Origin of the sequence: Limosilactobacillus galli (assembly GCF_947381495.1) — a bacterium.
GTDB lineage: Bacteria > Bacillota > Bacilli > Lactobacillales > Lactobacillaceae > Limosilactobacillus > Limosilactobacillus galli.
Genome location: NZ_CANCWK010000009.1, coordinates 21,146 through 38,458 on the forward strand (window position 1 = coordinate 21,146; position 17,313 = coordinate 38,458).

At 54.1% G+C, this 17,313-nt stretch carries 20 protein-coding genes, 1 pseudogene and 1 riboswitch; of the genes and pseudogenes, 8 read left to right on the forward strand and 13 right to left on the reverse strand.

Features of this window, described 5'->3' with window-relative positions; genetic code table 11:
• Nucleotides 1–19: 19 nt before the first annotated feature.
• The 5 genes from QOS10_RS03355 to QOS10_RS03375 all read right to left on the reverse strand — a co-directional run bounded on the left by QOS10_RS03355 (nt 20) and on the right by QOS10_RS03375 (nt 3,980).
• A complete protein-coding gene (locus QOS10_RS03355; protein WP_283593710.1) occupies nt 20–1,186 on the reverse strand; it encodes a mandelate racemase/muconate lactonizing enzyme family protein in 1,167 nt (388 codons plus the stop codon).
• Nucleotides 1,176–2,216: a lipoate--protein ligase gene (locus QOS10_RS03360; protein WP_283593711.1), complete on the reverse strand. Its 1,041-nt coding sequence runs from the start codon at nt 2,214–2,216 to the stop codon at nt 1,176–1,178. Before QOS10_RS03360 ends, QOS10_RS03355 begins: the two co-directional genes overlap by 11 nt.
• 31 nt (nt 2,217–2,247) lie before the next feature.
• Nucleotides 2,248–3,045, reverse strand: coding sequence for an alpha/beta hydrolase family protein (locus QOS10_RS03365; protein ID WP_283593713.1), 798 nt, complete (start codon nt 3,043–3,045; stop codon nt 2,248–2,250).
• 254 nt (nt 3,046–3,299) lie between these two features.
• A complete protein-coding gene (locus QOS10_RS03370) occupies nt 3,300–3,656 on the reverse strand; it encodes a type II toxin-antitoxin system PemK/MazF family toxin (RefSeq protein WP_283593715.1) in 357 nt (118 codons plus the stop codon).
• Between the two features lie 69 nt (nt 3,657–3,725).
• The gene (locus tag QOS10_RS03375) at nt 3,726–3,980 is read right to left on the reverse strand and encodes an AbrB/MazE/SpoVT family DNA-binding domain-containing protein (protein WP_283593718.1); all 255 of its coding nucleotides are present in this window, start codon (nt 3,978–3,980) and stop codon (nt 3,726–3,728) included.
• A gap of 209 nt (nt 3,981–4,189) precedes the next feature.
• Between QOS10_RS03375 and QOS10_RS03380 the strand changes: the two genes are divergently transcribed.
• The 5 genes and pseudogenes from QOS10_RS03380 (at nt 4,190) to QOS10_RS03400 (ending at nt 8,228) form a co-directional block, all read left to right on the forward strand.
• Nucleotides 4,190–5,047, forward strand: a complete 858-nt coding sequence (locus tag QOS10_RS03380; RefSeq protein WP_283593721.1) for a patatin-like phospholipase family protein — start codon at nt 4,190–4,192, stop codon at nt 5,045–5,047.
• 168 nt (nt 5,048–5,215) lie between these two features.
• Nucleotides 5,216–5,321, forward strand: a riboswitch (TPP riboswitch).
• Between the two features lie 58 nt (nt 5,322–5,379).
• On the forward strand, nt 5,380–6,195 hold the full coding sequence (gene thiM, locus QOS10_RS03385) for a hydroxyethylthiazole kinase (protein ID WP_283593723.1): 816 nt from the start codon (nt 5,380–5,382) through the stop codon (nt 6,193–6,195).
• Nucleotides 6,185–6,997: a bifunctional hydroxymethylpyrimidine kinase/phosphomethylpyrimidine kinase gene (thiD, locus tag QOS10_RS03390; RefSeq protein ID WP_283593726.1), complete on the forward strand. Its 813-nt coding sequence runs from the start codon at nt 6,185–6,187 to the stop codon at nt 6,995–6,997. The genes thiM and thiD overlap by 11 nt, the downstream gene beginning before the upstream one ends.
• A 20-nt stretch (nt 6,998–7,017) precedes the next feature.
• Nucleotides 7,018–7,650 (forward strand): annotated as a pseudogene (thiE, locus tag QOS10_RS03395) (thiamine phosphate synthase).
• Nucleotides 7,651–7,883: 233 nt separating this feature from the next.
• Complete coding sequence (locus QOS10_RS03400; RefSeq protein WP_283593727.1) at nt 7,884–8,228, forward strand: hypothetical protein; 345 nt, start codon at nt 7,884–7,886, stop codon at nt 8,226–8,228.
• Nucleotides 8,229–8,285: 57 nt separating this feature from the next.
• On the opposite strand, the gene QOS10_RS03405 is transcribed toward QOS10_RS03400, so the two are convergent.
• On the reverse strand, nt 8,286–9,542 hold the full coding sequence (locus tag QOS10_RS03405) for a chloride channel protein (protein WP_283593757.1): 1,257 nt from the start codon (nt 9,540–9,542) through the stop codon (nt 8,286–8,288).
• A gap of 142 nt (nt 9,543–9,684) precedes the next feature.
• Between QOS10_RS03405 and QOS10_RS03410 the strand changes: the two genes are divergently transcribed.
• The 3 genes from QOS10_RS03410 to QOS10_RS03420 all read left to right on the forward strand — a co-directional run bounded on the left by QOS10_RS03410 (nt 9,685) and on the right by QOS10_RS03420 (nt 11,611).
• A complete protein-coding gene (locus tag QOS10_RS03410) occupies nt 9,685–10,305 on the forward strand; it encodes a phosphatase PAP2 family protein (protein ID WP_283593728.1) in 621 nt (206 codons plus the stop codon).
• Between the two features lie 68 nt (nt 10,306–10,373).
• Complete coding sequence (locus tag QOS10_RS03415) at nt 10,374–11,000, forward strand: hypothetical protein (RefSeq protein ID WP_283593730.1); 627 nt, start codon at nt 10,374–10,376, stop codon at nt 10,998–11,000.
• A gap of 302 nt (nt 11,001–11,302) precedes the next feature.
• Nucleotides 11,303–11,611, forward strand: a complete 309-nt coding sequence (locus QOS10_RS03420) for a hypothetical protein (protein ID WP_283593731.1) — start codon at nt 11,303–11,305, stop codon at nt 11,609–11,611.
• Here QOS10_RS03420 and QOS10_RS03425 read toward each other — a convergent pair.
• The 7 genes from QOS10_RS03425 to sufD all read right to left on the reverse strand — a co-directional run bounded on the left by QOS10_RS03425 (nt 11,593) and on the right by sufD (nt 17,309).
• Nucleotides 11,593–12,234 (reverse strand): hypothetical protein, encoded by a 642-nt coding sequence (locus tag QOS10_RS03425; protein WP_283593732.1) that lies wholly within the window; start codon nt 12,232–12,234, stop codon nt 11,593–11,595. The genes QOS10_RS03420 and QOS10_RS03425 overlap by 19 nt on opposite strands.
• Nucleotides 12,207–12,554 carry a helix-turn-helix domain-containing protein gene (locus QOS10_RS03430; protein ID WP_283593733.1) on the reverse strand — a complete coding sequence of 116 codons (348 nt, stop codon included), beginning with the start codon at nt 12,552–12,554 and terminating at the stop codon, nt 12,207–12,209. Before QOS10_RS03430 ends, QOS10_RS03425 begins: the two co-directional genes overlap by 28 nt.
• A gap of 14 nt (nt 12,555–12,568) precedes the next feature.
• Nucleotides 12,569–12,889, reverse strand: coding sequence for a metal-sulfur cluster assembly factor (locus QOS10_RS03435; RefSeq protein ID WP_283593734.1), 321 nt, complete (start codon nt 12,887–12,889; stop codon nt 12,569–12,571).
• 64 nt (nt 12,890–12,953) lie between these two features.
• Entirely contained in the window at nt 12,954–14,363 is a 1,410-nt protein-coding gene (gene sufB / locus QOS10_RS03440) for a Fe-S cluster assembly protein SufB (RefSeq protein ID WP_283593735.1), read from the reverse strand.
• Complete coding sequence (gene sufU / locus QOS10_RS03445; protein WP_283593736.1) at nt 14,356–14,817, reverse strand: Fe-S cluster assembly sulfur transfer protein SufU; 462 nt, start codon at nt 14,815–14,817, stop codon at nt 14,356–14,358. Before sufU ends, sufB begins: the two co-directional genes overlap by 8 nt.
• Complete coding sequence (locus QOS10_RS03450; RefSeq protein WP_283593737.1) at nt 14,804–16,042, reverse strand: cysteine desulfurase; 1,239 nt, start codon at nt 16,040–16,042, stop codon at nt 14,804–14,806. The genes sufU and QOS10_RS03450 overlap by 14 nt, the downstream gene beginning before the upstream one ends.
• The gene (gene sufD, locus QOS10_RS03455) at nt 16,023–17,309 is read right to left on the reverse strand and encodes a Fe-S cluster assembly protein SufD (protein ID WP_283593738.1); all 1,287 of its coding nucleotides are present in this window, start codon (nt 17,307–17,309) and stop codon (nt 16,023–16,025) included. Before sufD ends, QOS10_RS03450 begins: the two co-directional genes overlap by 20 nt.
• Nucleotides 17,310–17,313 lie beyond the last annotated feature (4 nt).

Below are 17,313 nucleotides of genomic sequence, written 5' to 3' on the forward strand. Positions count from 1 at the left end.
TTCACCGGCTGCTTTTCATTTAGTTAATAATCGTTATCCGCGCGTGCTTAATGGCCGCCGGGCTCAGTTCCTGACCGATTCCCGGCCGGTCGGGAACCGGGTACTGTCCATTTACTGGTTGATAGTGGTACCGTCCGGACTGGTAATTGGCGTCCTTCAGATTAATCTCGTGCTCCTCATGAATCACGAAGATGCTGCAGGCCGCCTCAAACTGGAGGGCGGCCGCGGTGGCAATTGGGCTACCACAGACGTGCAATTGAAGACCTACCCCATTAGTCTCGGCCAGAGCAGCGATCTTAATAGCACCGGTAATTCCACCGCAGTTGCCCAGGTCGGGCTGGACCATCGTCACGTCTTTGATTAGCGGCAAGTAGGTCTGCGGACCAGTGAGGTGTTCACCGACAGCGAGGTTAGCCCCCGTCGCCCGCGCCAGCTGGACCGTCTGGGCCGGATCGATTGACGGCAACAGTTCCTCATAGTAGTCGATTCCTAATGGCGCCAGTCGTTGAACCAGCTGCTGAGCGGACCAGCGGGTGAGGTTAGCGTGACAGTCGATGATAATCCGGACGTCGGGACCGACAGTGTGCTGAATCGCCGCCACCCGCTGATAGTAGCGATCGAGCTGTGCCGGACTAAGCAAACGTCGATTGTCAATCAGGCCTTGTCCACGTTCCTGGGTGATCGGGTCGACCTTGATGGCGGCATATCCCTGCTCAACTACCCGTTTAGCTAGGCGCGCAAAATCACGCGGGGCGGTTACGTAACGAGAAAACGGACCCCAGCCATATTCGATGTGGCTGGCATAGGCTGGCAACTGTGAGTGGAGCTTGCCGCCCAACAGCTGATAGAGCGGCTGGTGGATCGATCGTGCCTTCAAGTCCCAGATGGCCGTATCCAGGGCACTGATGGCGGCGTACATCGTGCTTCCCGGGTTCTTCGCCCAGAAGGTATGCTCGTAGAAATCTTCCCAGATCGCGTTGCTGTCCCAAGCGTTGCGGCCGATGATCCGCGGTGCCAACTCTTTCAAGACACTAACCACCCCTGCGGCGCCAGTCCCATAGGCAATTCCGGCCTCACCCCAGCCGCACTGGCCGCTAACTGTCTGCACTGCCACCACTACGGGATGCCAGATTGGGGAGAGCTGTCCCCAGTCCAGTCGAAAAATGGTTACCCGGCTAATTGTCATGGCTAGTCACCGCCTCAACGACCTTGCCGGCGATTTCTTCACTGGCTCCGGCTGCCAATAAGTTATCGAGGCCTGCAACGGCCAGCGTATCTTGAAGGGTGTCACGGTTGACTGGTTGGCCCGTCAGGCGTTTCTCCAACTGGTCGGCGGTGGCCTGGTTCATGCTGATCAGGTCGCCGTGAATTTTAACATCGGCCAGCTGATTGTCACGGACGTTGAAGCCCAGACCAAAGCTGCCGACACCGTGAAAATAAGCGTCAATGTAATAATCCGTCAGCCCGCTGCCATAGATCCACTGGTGGGTACCAAGCTTCGTGCGTGCCAGTTCTTTAATAGCATCCCACTCTGCAGTCGTTAGGTGCCGCATCTGAAGGTCAGGATTAAGGGCCCGGACATGTTTGAGGATGAGTCGCTGGAGGTCATCCCGAGTGAAGCCCGCCTGCTTGATGTAAGGCTTCAGGTTAGTAACCCGGCTGCGGACCGACTTGATCCCCTTATCAGCCAGCTTGGATTTAGACGGGGTCAGGACCGCATTGGCCGTTGCCGTGTCCACGTCAAACATCAGCGTCCCGCCGTAGAGAACCCGATCCTCGATCTGGGCAAATGCCATCCCCGAGAATTTCTTCCCCTGGTAGGTCAAGTCGTTGCGGCCGGTCTGTTTAGCATCGATTCCGACCTCGTGCAAGGCTGCCAGGATCGGCTGAATGTAGTGGGAGAACTTGGGCGTCTTAACCTTTTGGGCCGTGTCGATATAAACAAAGGTCAGATCCTCGGGATCAACAAAGACCGCTCCCCCGCCGGGATTGCGCCGGACCAGACCGATCTGGTGTTCACGCAAGTAGGGAAAGTTGACCTCATGATAGACGTCCTGATAGTGGCCGAGAATTACCACCGGCCCCATCGGGTGATAGAAATACAATAGCTCTTGTCCCTGAAACTGGGGTGCCTTTTGCAGGTAGACCGACAGTGCCTCTGGAATTACTGGATCTTTGAAATAGTCTTCGTCATCGCTCATATCGATATAAAGCATTTTATCCACCTTCTTAAGCCAATTATAGGTCTTATTCAGTGAAAGTGTTTGAGATATGTCCATGTGATTGACGCTGGGCCCGCTCAAACAGGTAGCGGTCAAGGAGGGACCGGTATTGCAGCTCGGCATCGTCCGCCAACAGCAAGCGGCCCGTCTGATCGAACTGGTAGCCGCCCCACATGTGCTGACCGATCGGACTAACCAGGATCCATTGCACGATCTGCAGCAGGCCAATCGTGTGCTGAGCATCAAGATAACCCAGGGCAACCACGTCCCGCGAGTCAATGTAGTTGAAGATTCGACAGCGCAGGTTCAGGATCCGCTTGCGTTGCCGCGCATTCAGCAGCCAGTAGAGGTTGGGACCCTCGTACAGCCAGGCTCCCGCTACCCGTTCCGGATAGCGGCAATTGGCCAGGGCAAACTGCCCGTTGATGGAACCTAGGGAGTGCCCATAAATGTAAAAGGTAGCAGCCGGGTTGTTTGCCATCAGCTGGTTGAGGCAATTGGCGGCGGTCCACATCTCGGCAGGGATGTCCGGCAGCTGGTGGAGGATCGCATCCCCCACCGGCAGGTTGACCCACAGCCACTCGTTCGTCCAGGTGGTTGGGTCCCCATGGCAGATCCCCGCAGAGCCCCGCAGAAGGACGATCTTTTTTCGCGGACCGCGCTTCACCACCGTATCCCGGAAGCCGTCAGCGGTATTGATGACGCGCTCGACTTGACCAATGAGCGTTTGATCCGGCAATTGAACCTGCTGGCCGACCCGCCAGTCCCAATATTCGCGTTGGGCCAGCCAAACCCGCTGGCGATCAGTCAAGTTAATGCTCACGTAAACACCCCTGTTTCCTTAATTATTATCTTTTTTCGACCTAGGTGCAATCAGTTGTTATCTACTAACTATTGAATATTTCCGGTCTGAAACCGTATAGATAATATGCAAAGAGTCCCCCAGGCACAAAAGACGACACCCTCGGGCAAAAATAAATAAACATGTGTTTGCTTTACGCAAATAAAAAAAGACTATATACTTAAGGTGTCATCTAAGCATATAGTCTTTACCATCAGCCATTTCTGATGGATTTTTTATTTATAGCCTAAAATAGCTTGAATCATTAAATCAACCTCACCGGGTATCTCAGTATGTTCTATAAATTTAGTCCAACGATGACTAACATCTAATGTGGCTAATTGATCGCATAATAACGTCCCATAGGTTTCTGTATTAGGCCCTTTCTGTGTCCAGTTATAGGCCAGAGGATATTCTCTTTCGGTGGTTGTGAATGGTATGGCCCATACAAACGGGCCACGTTCATTTAGTAACCTTCTACTTACAACCAGCCAAGGACGTACTCCTTTCTGCTCGTAGTTATTCTTAGGCTTCAGATCATTTGACACAATAATAATGTCGCCTCGTCCGTAAGGCTCATGGCTAAATGCCATAACGTCAAATCCTCTCTATATTAATTTTTCGTGTTCAAACGCTACTATATTTCACTCGCACAAAAAATGTTAATATAATTCTTTACCTATCGCACCGCCTTTGTTCACCACTTCAAATGGATAAGGCTGGTCACTATCGTAGTCCTTAAACAACTTATCTAGTAGTTTTTCTTCTTTTTTAGGTTTGATGATAATTGAATCATTTGTTACATTCACACTAACTTCATCATCATTAGGGGTAATTCCAACTTGCTTTAGCATCTCTTTAGGGAGGCGAATAGCATTGGAATTACCCCATTTTCTTAATTTAAGCGCTTCTTCCATAATTAGCCCTCCAATTTTTCTACATATACCTACTTTACGCTTTAAGTATATACTCGTTTACACAAGAGATCAATACGGATATACACGGAAAAACATCCAGCATATGCCTGTCAGTTGGGCTCGTTTAAGAAAGCACTTTGAACTTCCGGCTGAGTCATATCTAAAAAGTAGTGTATAATACATACAATGCTTTTAAGGGAGCGTCTTTTATGTTATATGATGCAGCATTAGTCCTAGAAGGCGGGGCCTTTCGGGGACAGTATACCGCTGGGGTGGTTGATGCCTTCCTGGCGCACCACATTGAATTTTGCAGTGTGATCGGGGTATCCGCCGGGTCGCTGTGCGGGGCCAACTTTGTCTCCAAACAGTACGGCCGCCCAGCGATGATCAATATCCACCACCGCCACGACCGCGACTACATTTCACTGACCCACCTGCTTCATCGCAAGAGTATCATCAACCTGGATTACCTCTTTGAGGACCATGGCTGGCAATGGCGGAACTTCAACGACCAGGCATACCGGCGTTCAGCCTCGCACTTCACGGCCGTCGCTACTCGAATGACCGACGCAAAGGCTGTAACCTTCACCGACCCGGTGGGGGATGAGCTGACCCGGGCGCTGAAGGCTTCCTCATCAATGCCGATCATCGCCAAGCCGCAACGGACCAGCCAAGGCCTGTGCATGGACGGTGGGGTCGCCGATTCTATTCCATACGACATTGCCCAGCAGCAGGGTTTTAAAAAGATTGTCATTGTGCGGACCCGGGACATCAACTACCGGAAGAAGGCGACCAGTCGGGCCCTCGTCCAGCTCCTTCACCGCTACTATCCAGAATACCCAATCTTCGTCAAAGCGGCTATCAACCGGCCCACTGCGTATAACCAGCAGGTCGAAGAGGTCAACCGCCTCACCAAGGAAAAGCAGTTCTTCACCCTTGCCCCGCAGCACCCGGTCAAGGTCAGCCGGATCGAGGGCAATACCAAGAAGCTGGTTGAGCTGTACGAAACAGGGAAACAGGAAATAAACCAGGTCCTGCCGCAGATGATTAAGTACCTTGAGAAGTAGGGAATCTGGCGACTACATAAGGATGTGATTATTATGTCTATTGAAGTTACGCAAAGTGATTTCAGTGAGCGCGTTAAGACCTATCTGGATCAAGTAAAATAATCAGACAGTCTTAGTTACCTGTCCGCAGCAGAAAACAGCCGCAATCATTCCTCAAGATCAATTAAACAATCGCATTAGGAGTGTCCGTGTGCCGGACTGAGATACGCTCGTTAAGCGTGGATTCTAGAACCTGTGAGTTAGTACTCGAGTAGGGAAATGCATCATAGTGCAAACCGACAATCAGGTTCCTCCGATTGCCGGTTTTTATTTTGGAAAGGGATGTTTGTAGAATGGAAAATGCTGATCTGCCCTGCCGACTGGTCGACCAGGTCCGCCGCAAGAACCCGGTCGTGCTGACCATTGCTAATGACGTAACTGCTGATAAAGTTGCGGACGGGCTGAGTGCCTGCGGGGCCTCACCGATCATGTCCAAGGCCCCCAAGGAAGCCGCCGAGATGGTCAACCTGGCCGATGCCATTACGATCAACCTCGGGACCATCAACCAGACGCAGTTAAGCCTGATCCGGGCGGTCCTCGACGCCAATGCAGGACGGCGACCGGTGGTTATGGATCCTGTCGCCGTCGGCAGTGTTGACTATCGACTGAAGATTGCCAAGCAGCTGCTGGATGATTACTACTTCACCGTCATTCGGGGAAATGCCAGCGAGATCGCTGCGCTGGCTGGTTACGACAGTGCCGGTCACGGCATCGATGCCGGTGCCCAGCAGACGGCGCCCGTTCCCGTGGCCAAGCAGTGCGCCCAGCACTATCACACCTGTGTTTGCCTCACCGGGCCAACCGATGTCGTGATGGACGGCCAGGACACCTTCTTGAACGCGACGGGGGCGGCCATGCTGACTGTCAACGTGGGGAGTGGCGACATGCTGTCCAGCATCACCGCGGCCTACCTGACTGTCGGCGACACCCCCATTGCCAGCAGTGCTTTGGCAGCCAAGCTCTTCAGCCTCGCCGGGGCCAATGCCGCCCAGCAGGCAGCCGGACTCGGGCGATGGCAGGCATGTTTCTTCGATGAATTAAGCCAGCTGGATAGTCAATGGCTGACTGACCAATTAGCAAATGAAAGGGACGATAATGATGACAAATGATTTTCCTCAAACATTAACAATTGCGGGCACTGACAGCGGTGGCGGTGCCGGAATCGCGGCGGACTTGAAGACAATGCAGATGCGGCACGTCTTCGCTACCATGGTCGTAGTCGCGGTAACCGCCCAGAACACCCTGGGGGTCCAGGACGCCTTTCCAATGCCGACTAAGATGATCGACGAACAGTTCGCCTCCCTCGCCGCCTACCTGAATATCCGAGCCTGCAAGACGGGGATGCTGGCCGATGCTGAACACGTCAAGGCCATTGTCCGTAACCTTAAAAAGTACGACTTCGGCCCCCTCACCGTCGACCCCGTGATGATCGCTAAAGGCGGCGCACCCCTGCTCAGTGAAGATACCATCAGCGTAGTTCGCGATGAATTGGTTCCGCTGGCCAACCTGGTCACCCCAAACCTCCCTGAGGCCGAGAAACTGACGGGCATGACGATTACGACCGAGGATGAGATGGTTACAGCCGGCAAGAAATTGCAGGCGCTCGGGGCCAAGAACGTCCTGGTCAAGGGCGGCCACTTCAACAGCGCAGATGAGGCCAACGACTTTGCCCTGCTCGCTGACGGCAAGAGCTTCTGGATGACGGCTCCACGGGTTGACACGCATAACACCCACGGCACCAGTGATACCATTTCAGCCTGCATCACGGCGGAACGGGCAAAGGGCCACACGATGGAAGAGGCGATCCGGACTGGTAAGGCCTATGTCGAAGCAACTATTCGCGATGGGATCAACGTCGGTCACGGCCATGGTCCCCTCAACCATTGGGCCAAGATTAAGGAGGATGACTGATAACTGCTTTTGATTCCAACATGCTCAAGTTTTACCTAGTCGGCGGGACCCAGGACGTCGGCAACGACCCCGAACGCTTCTTGCGCGATGTCGAGGCCGCCCTCAAGGCTGGCGTGACCGCCTTTCAATACCGAGAAAAGGACGGCTCCCAGCTCAGCAAAGCGGCGACGATCGATATGGCTATGCGGCTGCGTAAGCTCACCCACCAGTACTACGTTCCCTACTTCATTGATGATGACGAGGAACTGGCCCTGAAGGTCGGGGCAGATGGGGTTCACGTCGGCCAGAAGGACTAGCGGATCGAGGAGGTCATTCAGCGGGCCGCCGGGAAGCTCTTGATCGGTTACTCCTGCAATACGGCCGCAGAGATTGCCAAGGCCAACCGCCTAGCTGCTGTTGACTATGTCGGGACGGGCCCTGTCTTCCCCACTAACTCCAAGGGGGATGCCGACCCGGCCACCGGTGTCGGGCAGCTGGCCCAGCTGAACGCGGCCAGCCAGCACCCCATGGTTGCCATCGGCGGGATTAGCCGGGACAATCTGAATGCAGTCCTCAATACGGGGGTTGCCGGGGTAGCTGTCATCTCCATGATCCTCGGCAGCCAGGATATCACGAGTACCGTCAAGCAGATGCAGGCCGCCTATTCCAACTAAAATTAAAAAGCTGGGTGATTAAGCCCAGTTTTTTTTAGTATTTGGCAATCTCTTCTGACAAGGCCAGCAGCATAAAGCAGGCCACGATAAAGATTGTCAGCAGAATGACATAACGCCGTTGCGGATTCTTTTTCATTGCACTCCCCTCCTCATCCCTATTATAAGGCCAGAACAGGAAAAGTAGACAGGCAAAACAGAGTGCGCTAAATTATTATGGTAAGGAGTGAAGATAGATGGCAGATGAAAAGTACGAATATGACGAGAACGGCTTCCGCAAGGATCTGAAGGACCGTGACGACGTCCTTCACCAACCGGACGCGGACCGTTCCAACTGGGACACCCACGAGCTCGACTACGACCAGACGGTAGCCGTGCTGACCGACAAGGAGGCCGTTAAGCCAGAGATGCAATTTAACGACGAGGTTCTCGACAAGGTTCGGCAGGAGATTCCTAAGATTGACGATACGGCCGTTGACAAAGTCATCGAGGACAAGTACCAACAGATCCTGCTGGCCCGCTATAACGTCGACCAAGAGGAGAACATCACCATTCACGATGACGATAATCAGCAAAAGTAGTCCCTTCCCAATCAAAAAAGTGCCCATGATTAAGTTCATGGACACTTTTTGTTGAATTTAGGCGAAAAAGGCCTTGGTTTGCAGCCACTTGGACAGGGCGATTGAGATCGCTACCCCCATTGCCAGCGGCAGGAAGGCGGAGAAGTTCAGGTGACAAACTTCAAACAGCATGAACATCGCCATCAGCGGGGCCTGCTGTGAGGCCGCCAGCAGGAAGGTTGCTCCTAAGACCGCCGCTTGGGCCATCGTAACACCGGGCACGAAGCTAATGTAGGCCATTCCGGCAAAGGCACCAATAACGGCACCAACCGCGATTGACGGTGTCAGGACCCCACCGTAACCACCGCACTTCATGACAAACAGGGTTACGAGGACCTTGGCGACCAGGCCAAAGAGCAGGGCCAGGATCACCGCCTTGCTATGGGAAGTGGTGTTCATAGCCATCTGGGCTAACCCCCGACCATTTCCCATGATCTGGGGAAAGAAGGCGGCGATTCCACCGGTGACAGCGGCTACTGCTGGCAGCTGTGCCAAAACGTTGATCTTGGTTGCCCGGTGTGCCTTCGCTACCCCGATGTACTTCTTAAACAGGGTTCCCAGAAAGCCGCAGACCAGACCGAGGATCAGGGCCAGCGGGAGGATCTGCAACTGGAAGCTCTTAGGGCCAACCAGGTAGTATGGCTGGTAGCCCTTAACGATCGACCCGATCAGGGTGGCAATTACGGACATCGTCAGGCTGACGGCAATGACCCGGGCGTTGATCTTCTTGTACAGAAGCTCCATGCAGAAAACGGCCCCGGTGATTGGCGCAATGTAGACCCCGGCAAATCCGGCCCCCGCTGCGGCGGCCGTGATCATCCGCCGGTCTTCGGCGTCCAGCCCCAGGAACTTGTTATCCTGGAAGAGGTTCTCCCATTTCTGGGCCAGGGCAGCACCGGCTTCCCGTGGTGCCAGTTCCCGACCGATGGAGTTCCCCGTCCCCACGAAGAAGATCTGCGTGTAGACGTGGATCAGGGTCTTAGCTAGCGGCATCTGCTGTCCCTTCACGGCCTTCCCCAGCTTGACCGGCTTGTAGTTGCGCTGCAGGAGGTACCAGATGATTGCTGAAATGATCCCCCCGATCAGGACCGAGGCAAAACGCCGCATCCCGCCGGCAGAAACGTCCACGGGAACCAGGTTGTTCTCCTGAAAGTGCAGGAACAGTTTCTCAGTTAAATCCAGGGCAACGCTGACCAGCAGGGAACTGAAACCTACTACGACCCCCAGCACCACCGTCGCAATTGCCAGTGGCAGGTTCTTACTTATCTTCACAATTCTCTCTCCAATACTTTTAAAATTGAAAATCGTTAATCATTTTAACACGTTTAGCCATAACTTACAGGCTAATCTTGGCGAATTGCCTCATCAATCGGTATAATAGAGGTAGTTTGACAAAATTTCAGGTGAAGTTAATAAGATGAAAAAATACACAAAACTCCTGGCCGGGATTGGCTGCTGGCTGATCTTTGCCATCTTTCTCCTGGGCGTCCAGGGCGATGCCAGCTGGATTCATCAGCTTGATCAATGGGGCTATCAGCTCCCGCAACCCACTACAGCCGTCCGAACCCGGGTGTTCACAACGATTACCCACCTTGGTGATCCAATGATACTCTTGCCCTTATCGATCCTCATCGGGATTCTTTTCTGGTGGCGCCGTCGATTTATCCGCGGTCTGCAATTTGCCAGTCTCCAGCTCGTAGGGTACCTGTTGGTGATCGCTGTCAAGTACAGTCTCCGCCGTCCCCGGCCCGAACATAAATTGATCCCCGCTCATGGGTTCAGCTTTCCCAGTGGCCACACCTTTGCGACGACCGTTTTTGTTCTGACAGTAGCGGCCCTCATTTGGCCCCATCTTAAGAGGCGTTGGCAACGAATCGTCGTGGGATTGGCGGCCGGATCCTGGATCATATTGGTCATGGCCTCGCGGGTCTACCTGCGCAACCACTTCACCAGCGATGTGTTCGCCGGATTGTGTCTGGCCAGCGGCTGGTGGCTTCTCGCTACGGCGGCCTGGCAGCGAATTGCCCAATGCAGGTGAATTGGTAGTTGAAAACGTTTGACGGGCCGGTATAATTAATAATGGAAATTAAAATTGGAGGAATTGGCATGAAAAGCCGATTTAAGATTGGAACACTTTTAACGATAGGAATTACCCTGCTATTAGGACTGGCCCTGGCTGCCCCTGCTTCAGCCGACCGGGTCACACCGCCAACCGATAGCAGTCAGAGTATTAAAGCACCCGCAGCCAGCGATAACAGTCAGGCGAACAGCAGCTGCTCAGCAAGTACTGCCGACAGTTCCTCTACGAGCAATGATACTAAGACCAGTAAGGCCAGCCAGAGCTCAGCTAGTCGGACCAACACTAGTCAAGATGCGGCCAGTACCAACAGTACCACTGCCGCGGCCAGTGACAGCGCAAGCGCAACCAACTCAACCGCAGCCAGTGATAACAAGCAGGCCACGGCAACAGTAGCGGTATCAGTTGTCGACAATAGCCAGCAGCCCGTCGATCAGGCGGCAATGTCTCAGACCAGTGACGTGTCCAAGGCCAAAAGCGTTAAGAAGGTTACCCTCACCACTCCCAATACTGCCAAGCAAATCAATCACCAATCCCTTGATCAGAAGATTACCCTGATTCCGCAAGTAAGCAAGAAGGCGCTGATCATAACTGGCGGTATCGCTTTGCTGGTTTGGGTGCCAACAATTGTCGTTATATTTAATACCTTCATCTAGGATCACTTGTCAGGTGGTGATCCGCTTTTTATTTTAAAACAAAACAGCCAGCAGAAAGCATAGGCTCTCTGCTGGCCGCTTCGTGTAAGTAGGTAGGCAATCACTACCTGTTTTGTATTGTAACAGTCATCTTTTGCTTAGGCAAGAGACTGAATGCATAATTAAATATTAAATTTTCACTATCGCCCGATAAACAGCCGCTACTCGGGTGGTTGCGCACAACCAATCAAATCAGTATTGCCAATCGAAGAAAAGAACATTAAAGTAGTTGATGTGACTATTTTTGAAGGAGTTTATCTATCATGGAACAAATTTTTCTAACTGTCCTGACCATCATCTTCATCGTGGAGAGTTTCTTTGAGATCCGTTATTTCACCCAGATCAGGAATACCTTCGTCAACTCCGGCCGGGCTACCCCTACCAAGCGGGTTCAACGGATCATCAAGATTGAGAACATGTGGAGCTGGGTTTCATGGATCTTCCTTTTCCTGCTCTTCATTCTCCCCGACCTCTACACGATGCTGGTGATCTGTGTCATCACGCTGATCGAAACCTGGGTCGTCTACGAGCTCTACAACGCCCGTGACTATGTTCAACGAATCAATAAATAATCGAAAAGGACCAGCCTTTCGCGGACTGGTCCTTTTTTAGTCGAGCAACGATCACTGGTCATCATCAAGCTCGCGATGGTAGTTGCTGCGCAAGGCCGCGGCTTGAACCTGGACAACGCTGCTCTGGTTGAAACGGGCAAACACCATTGCTTCGTTAAGCAATCGGTCAACCTGAGAAGCTGTTGCCCCGGCCGCGCAATGGCGTTTCGGGCCTGCAACAGCTTGATCCGGGGCATGAAGTAAGTGACGTGGCCAGCTGCACAGCATTCTATCGCCTCTCTCAGCAGCCGGTCACTAGCGGCCAGGCGCTGAGAGAGGGCATGATACTCTGCGACATAGTACATCATCATAATAATGCGCAGGTATTCACGCTGGTCGGCACGTGCCCGCTCACTGTCACCTTCATGGAGGTAGCTGATCACCTTGGCAAAGAAGAAATCAGCCCGATCCATCTTCCCGCGCCGGGCATACAGAATTCCCGAACCGAGGTAGGCCAGCTGGGAATAGATTGTCTGGTGGCCCTCGTCTAATTCCTCCAGGATCTTAGTGAAGTTAAACAGGGCCGCGGAACCCGGCTGATTAGTCAAGGTCGCCATTATTCCCTGCAGGTAGTAATGGCGCATCTGGGCCTGGGGGCTGTCATTGCGGCCGGCTTCATCCCCGCCAGTTGTTTAATAGCCTGGGGAAAGTGCTCAGCCATCATCGCTTCCTCGATTTTATCCAAGCTGGCGCGGACGTGGCGGACTGCCTGCACATCGTCATCGTTCAGATCATCAATTGTCAGCCCCAGCCGTCGACAAAGCTGGCCTAGGATCGCCAGCGACGGCACCTTGCCATTGTTCTCAAACTTGCTGAGGGTCGACTGGGTACAGATCCCCTGGCTCAGTGCCACCTGGGAGTAGCCGGGGGCCTTGCGCTGCCGGGTAAACTTCTCAATATCCATTTGCGTCGCCTCGGTTAGCCGTGAATGCCCAGGGCCAGCCTGGCAAACCGGCTCATCTTCGAAATGTCCCAGGCCGGCTCCCAGACCAGGTTGACCTTGCAATTGTTAACGCCAGCGACGCCCACCACTGCCTCATTAATCGCCTTGTTCAGGAAGTCAGTCAGCGGGCAGCCCATTGTCGTCAGGGTCATCGCCACGGTGCAGAGACCGTCATCATCCACCTTGACATCATAGATAAGGCCCAGGTTGACCAGGTCGATCCCCAGTTCCGGGTCAATCACCTTTGCCAGGGCATCCATGACCTTCTTCTCGATTGTTTCGTTTCCATCTGCCATGATTATCCTCTCCTTGCTAAGAACGGCTTAGAACGCGCACAGTGTCCCAAGTCGTTCTTTTCTATCAGCCGATTGATCCTTCCATCTCGAAACTGATCAGCCGGTTCAGTTCAACCGCATATTCCATCGGCAGCTTCTTCGTAAACGGCTCGACAAAGCCCATGATAATCATCTCAGTGGCCTTGGCCTCGGAGATTCCCCGGCTCATCAGGTAGTAGAGCTGCTCTTCAGAGATCTTGGAAACCTTGGCCTCGTGTTCCATCGCCACGTGGGCATTATCAATTTCATTGTAGGGAATCGTGTCCGAGGACGACTGGTCATCCATGATGATGGTGTCACATTCCACGTGCCCCTTAGAGCCGTCGGAATGCTTGCCGAAGCGCACCGTTCCCCGGTAGTCGGTTGAGCCCCCGGTCCGGGCAATGGACTTGGAGACGATCGAGCTTGAGGTGTTGGGGGCGTTATGGATCATCCGGGCCCCGGAGTCCTGGTGGATCCCGTTGCTGGCCACGGCGATCGACAGCATCGTCCCTCGAGCACCCTCGCCGTTGAGGTAGACACTTGGGTACTTCATCGTCACCTTGGAGCCCAGGTTACCGTCAACCCATTCCATCGTGGCGTTTTCGGCCGCGGCAGCCCGCTTGGTCTCAAGGCTGTAGATATTGTCGGACCAGTTTTGGATCGTAGTGTAGCGGCAGTAGGCATCCTTGGCGACGTTGACTTCGACCACAGCGGCGTGGAGGCTGTCTGTGGTGTAGTTAGGGGCGGTACAGCCCTCGACATAGTCCACGCTAGCCCCCTCGTCAACGATGATCAGGGTCCGCTCAAACTGTCCGGTGTTCTCGGCGTTCAGACGGAAGTAGGCCTGGATCGGCGTCTTCACCTTAACGCCTTTGGGTACGTAGATGAAGGAGCCCCCGGACCAGACCGCCGCGTTGAGGGCCGCAAACTTGTTGTCGCTTGGGTGGACGAGCTTGCCAAACCACTTCTTGAAGAGGTCCGGATACTTTTGCAGGGCCGTGTCGGTATCGGTGAAGATGATCCCCAGTTTGGCGAAGTCCCGTTTCATGTTGTGGTAAACCACCTCAGACTCGTACTGAGCCGAGGCCCCGGCAAGGTACTTGCGCTCGGCCTGCGGAACCCCCAGCCGGTCGAAGGTCCGCTTGAGGTCTTCAGGAACGTCCTTCCAGTCGCGGAACTTCTTATCCGTCATCTTCTGGTAATAGAGCATGTTATCGAGGCCCAGACCGGACAGGTCGGGGCCGAATTTCGGCATCGGCATCTTCTTATAGGTGTGGTAGGCCTTCAGCCGATAATCGAGCATCCACTGGGGCTCGTGCTTTTCGGCCGAGATCTTGCGCACAATCTCCTCGGTCAGACCCCGGCCGGTTGAATAGACCGGCTTGACATCGTCGTGAAAGCCATACTCATAGTTATCGTTGTCGACAATGCTTGCCGCTGTTTCCTTACTCATCGTCATCCTCCTCGCTGCTTTGTTTCAATAGGGCCCGCTGCAGAGCCCACCATGCCAGGGTGGCACACTTGATTCGGGCCGGGAACTCCATGATACTGGTCAGAATCTGGGCATCCCCGAGCTTAGCAAGCTCTTTTTCTGAGTGCTGCTTGCCAATTGCCATATCCGAGAATACCTTGGCCATTGCCAGCGCCTCCTCAGTGGTCTTACCCTTGACGGCATCCGTCATCATGCTGGCCGATGCCTGACTGATCGTGCACCCCTCCCCGGTATACGCAATCTCCTTAATCTTGTTGTCAGCAACATTGATCTGCAGGTTGATCGTATCGCCGCAGGTCGGGTTATGCAGGGTCATCGTGTTGGTCGACACCGGCAGTTTCCCCTTGTTGTGCGGGTGGTTAGCGTGGTCCAAGATCACTTCCCGGTATAATCCTCTTAATTTAGAAAGTCCCACCGTCAAAAAACTCCTTTGTCTCTTTGATTGCCTTAATCAGCTGGTCAGCGTCCCGCCAGGTATTGTAGAAGTAGAAACTAGCCCGGGCAGTTGCCGTCACGCCCAGTTTCTCCATCAGCGGTTGCGCACAGTGGTGTCCAGCGCGTACGGCGACCCCATCCATGTCGAGGGCCGTGGCAACATCGTGGGGATGCAGGTTAGCCATGTTAAACGCGATTACCCCGGTATGCTGACGCGGATCCTGGGGTCCGTAGACTGTCACGTATGGCAGGGCGGTCAACCGTGGCAAAACGTAGTCCACCAGTTCCTGCTCCTTAGCCTGAACATTAGCCATCCCCAGCGCCTGCAGGTAGTCAACGGCCGCGCCCAGTCCCACGGCCCCGGCGACATTTTGAGTCCCCGCCTCAAACTTGAAGGGAATATCCGCCCAGGTACTGTGGTCGCGGTGAACTTCACTGATCATCTCGCCGCCGTACTGGTAAGGCGGCATTGCCCGCAAGCGGTCGGCCTTGCCGTACAGCACACCGATTCCCATCGGGCTCATCATCTTGTGCCCCGAGAAGGCGTAAAAATCAACGCCCAGGTCCTGAACGTCAACCGGCATGTGGGGAACCGCCTGCGCCCCATCGCCGACAATTACGGCCCCGTGCTGGTGAGCCAGCTTTGCCAGTTCCTTCAGTGGGGTTACCGTTCCCAGGACGTTGCTGGCGTGCGTCACCGCCACAATCTTCGTCTTGTCAGTGATCTTCTGGCGAGCGTCTTCCATGTCGAGCTGCCCCTGATCATTGAGACCAATGTATTTCAGGGTGGCGTGCTTGCGCCGAGCCAGCTGTTGCCAGGGGATCAGGTTGCTGTGGTGTTCCATGATCGAGATGACAATCTCATCACCGGCCGATACGTTAGCCTCCCCGTAAGTAGCGGCTATCATATTCAGGCTGTCGGTACAGCCCTTGGTAAAGATGATCTCGTCGGCTGAGGCGGCGTTGATGAAATGCTGCACCTTCACCCGCGCGTCTTCGTAATCCTTGGTTGCCCGCTCCGCCAGGGTGTGAACGCCCCGGTGCACGTTGGCATTATCATGCTCGTAAAAATGCTGCAGCGCTGCCAGCACCTGCCGGGGACGCTGGGTTGTCGCCGCATTGTCCAGGTAAGCCAGCCGTTCATCATTCACCTGCTGGTTGAGAATGGGAAAATCATTTTGGGCATCATTGATACTGCAAGCCATCAGCAAGCTTCCTTTCCAAAATATCGATCATTCGGTTACGAACGTCCTTCGATGGAATAACGGTAAGAACAGCGCCCAAGAATCCCCGGATGACCATCCGCTGGGCCTGGGGACGTGGAATCCCCCGACTCATCAGGTAGTACAACTGGTGGGGATCAACGGGACCAACACTGGCCGCATGAGCAGCTACCACATCGTTTTCATCAATGAGGAGGATCGGGTTGGCATCCCCGCGGGCCTGGGGTGACATGATCAATACCCGATTTTGCTGGTCCGCATCGGAACCGTGCGCCCCGTGAACAATCTGCCCAATCCCGTTGAAGATCAGTTCAGAATGCTCCAAGATAACCCCACGCTGGTTAATCAGGCCGGTGGTGTGCTTGCCGCGGTTAGTCACCCGGTTGTTAATACCGACCTCTTGCTTTCCCGTGGTGACGGCAATCATCTTGGAATTAGCGTAGCCCCCTTCGCCCAGCAGCTCGGAGTCCATGTCGCCAACCGTGTCACCATCGTTCATGATCCCAACGGCCCATTCAACATGTGCATTGCGGGCGATATCGGCCCGGCGCTTGAAATAGGTGTGGGTGTGGGCACCCAATTCGTCCAATGATGAAAAGTCAATCTCACTGTCATCCTGAGCAACCAGTTCAATCATCATGTTGGCTGGATTGTCATGTTCGCCGATTGACGAAAGGTGCTGGATGAACTTAACCTGGCTTCCCCGGTCGGCGATCACCAGTATATGTGACACCAGCGGCTCCTCCTGCGTGTTGTCCTGAATCAGTTCCGCCTCAATCGGCTGCTTAACCGTGACCCCTTTAGGAATATAGAGGAAGAGACCCGCGTTGAGGTAGGCCTGGTGGTAGGCGGTCAGGAGATTCTCGTCGGCCTTGATGGCGGACATGAAATATTTATTGAACATGTCAGGATGTTCCCGGGCCGCTGTGAAGATGTCGGTCAGGATTACGCCTTGCTCACGAAGAGCTTGGGGAAGCTGCAGCTGAACAGTGCTCTGGCCAAGCTGAATTGCTCTGACCGCTTCGGGATCTGGCTGATCCAACGCCAGCCGGTCGGAAGAAGACGGGCACCATGCCAACTGCGCTTTAATCAGCGGCCACTCTTGAAACTTAAAGCGCTGCATGCGGGGCAGAGGGAGCTTTTCCATCAGCCCCAATGCCGCTAGTCGTCGTTCTCGCAGGCTGGCCGGTTCGTTATTTTGCCGGCTGGCAGCTATTACCTGCTTACGCGCTTGTTTTTTATCAATCATTACG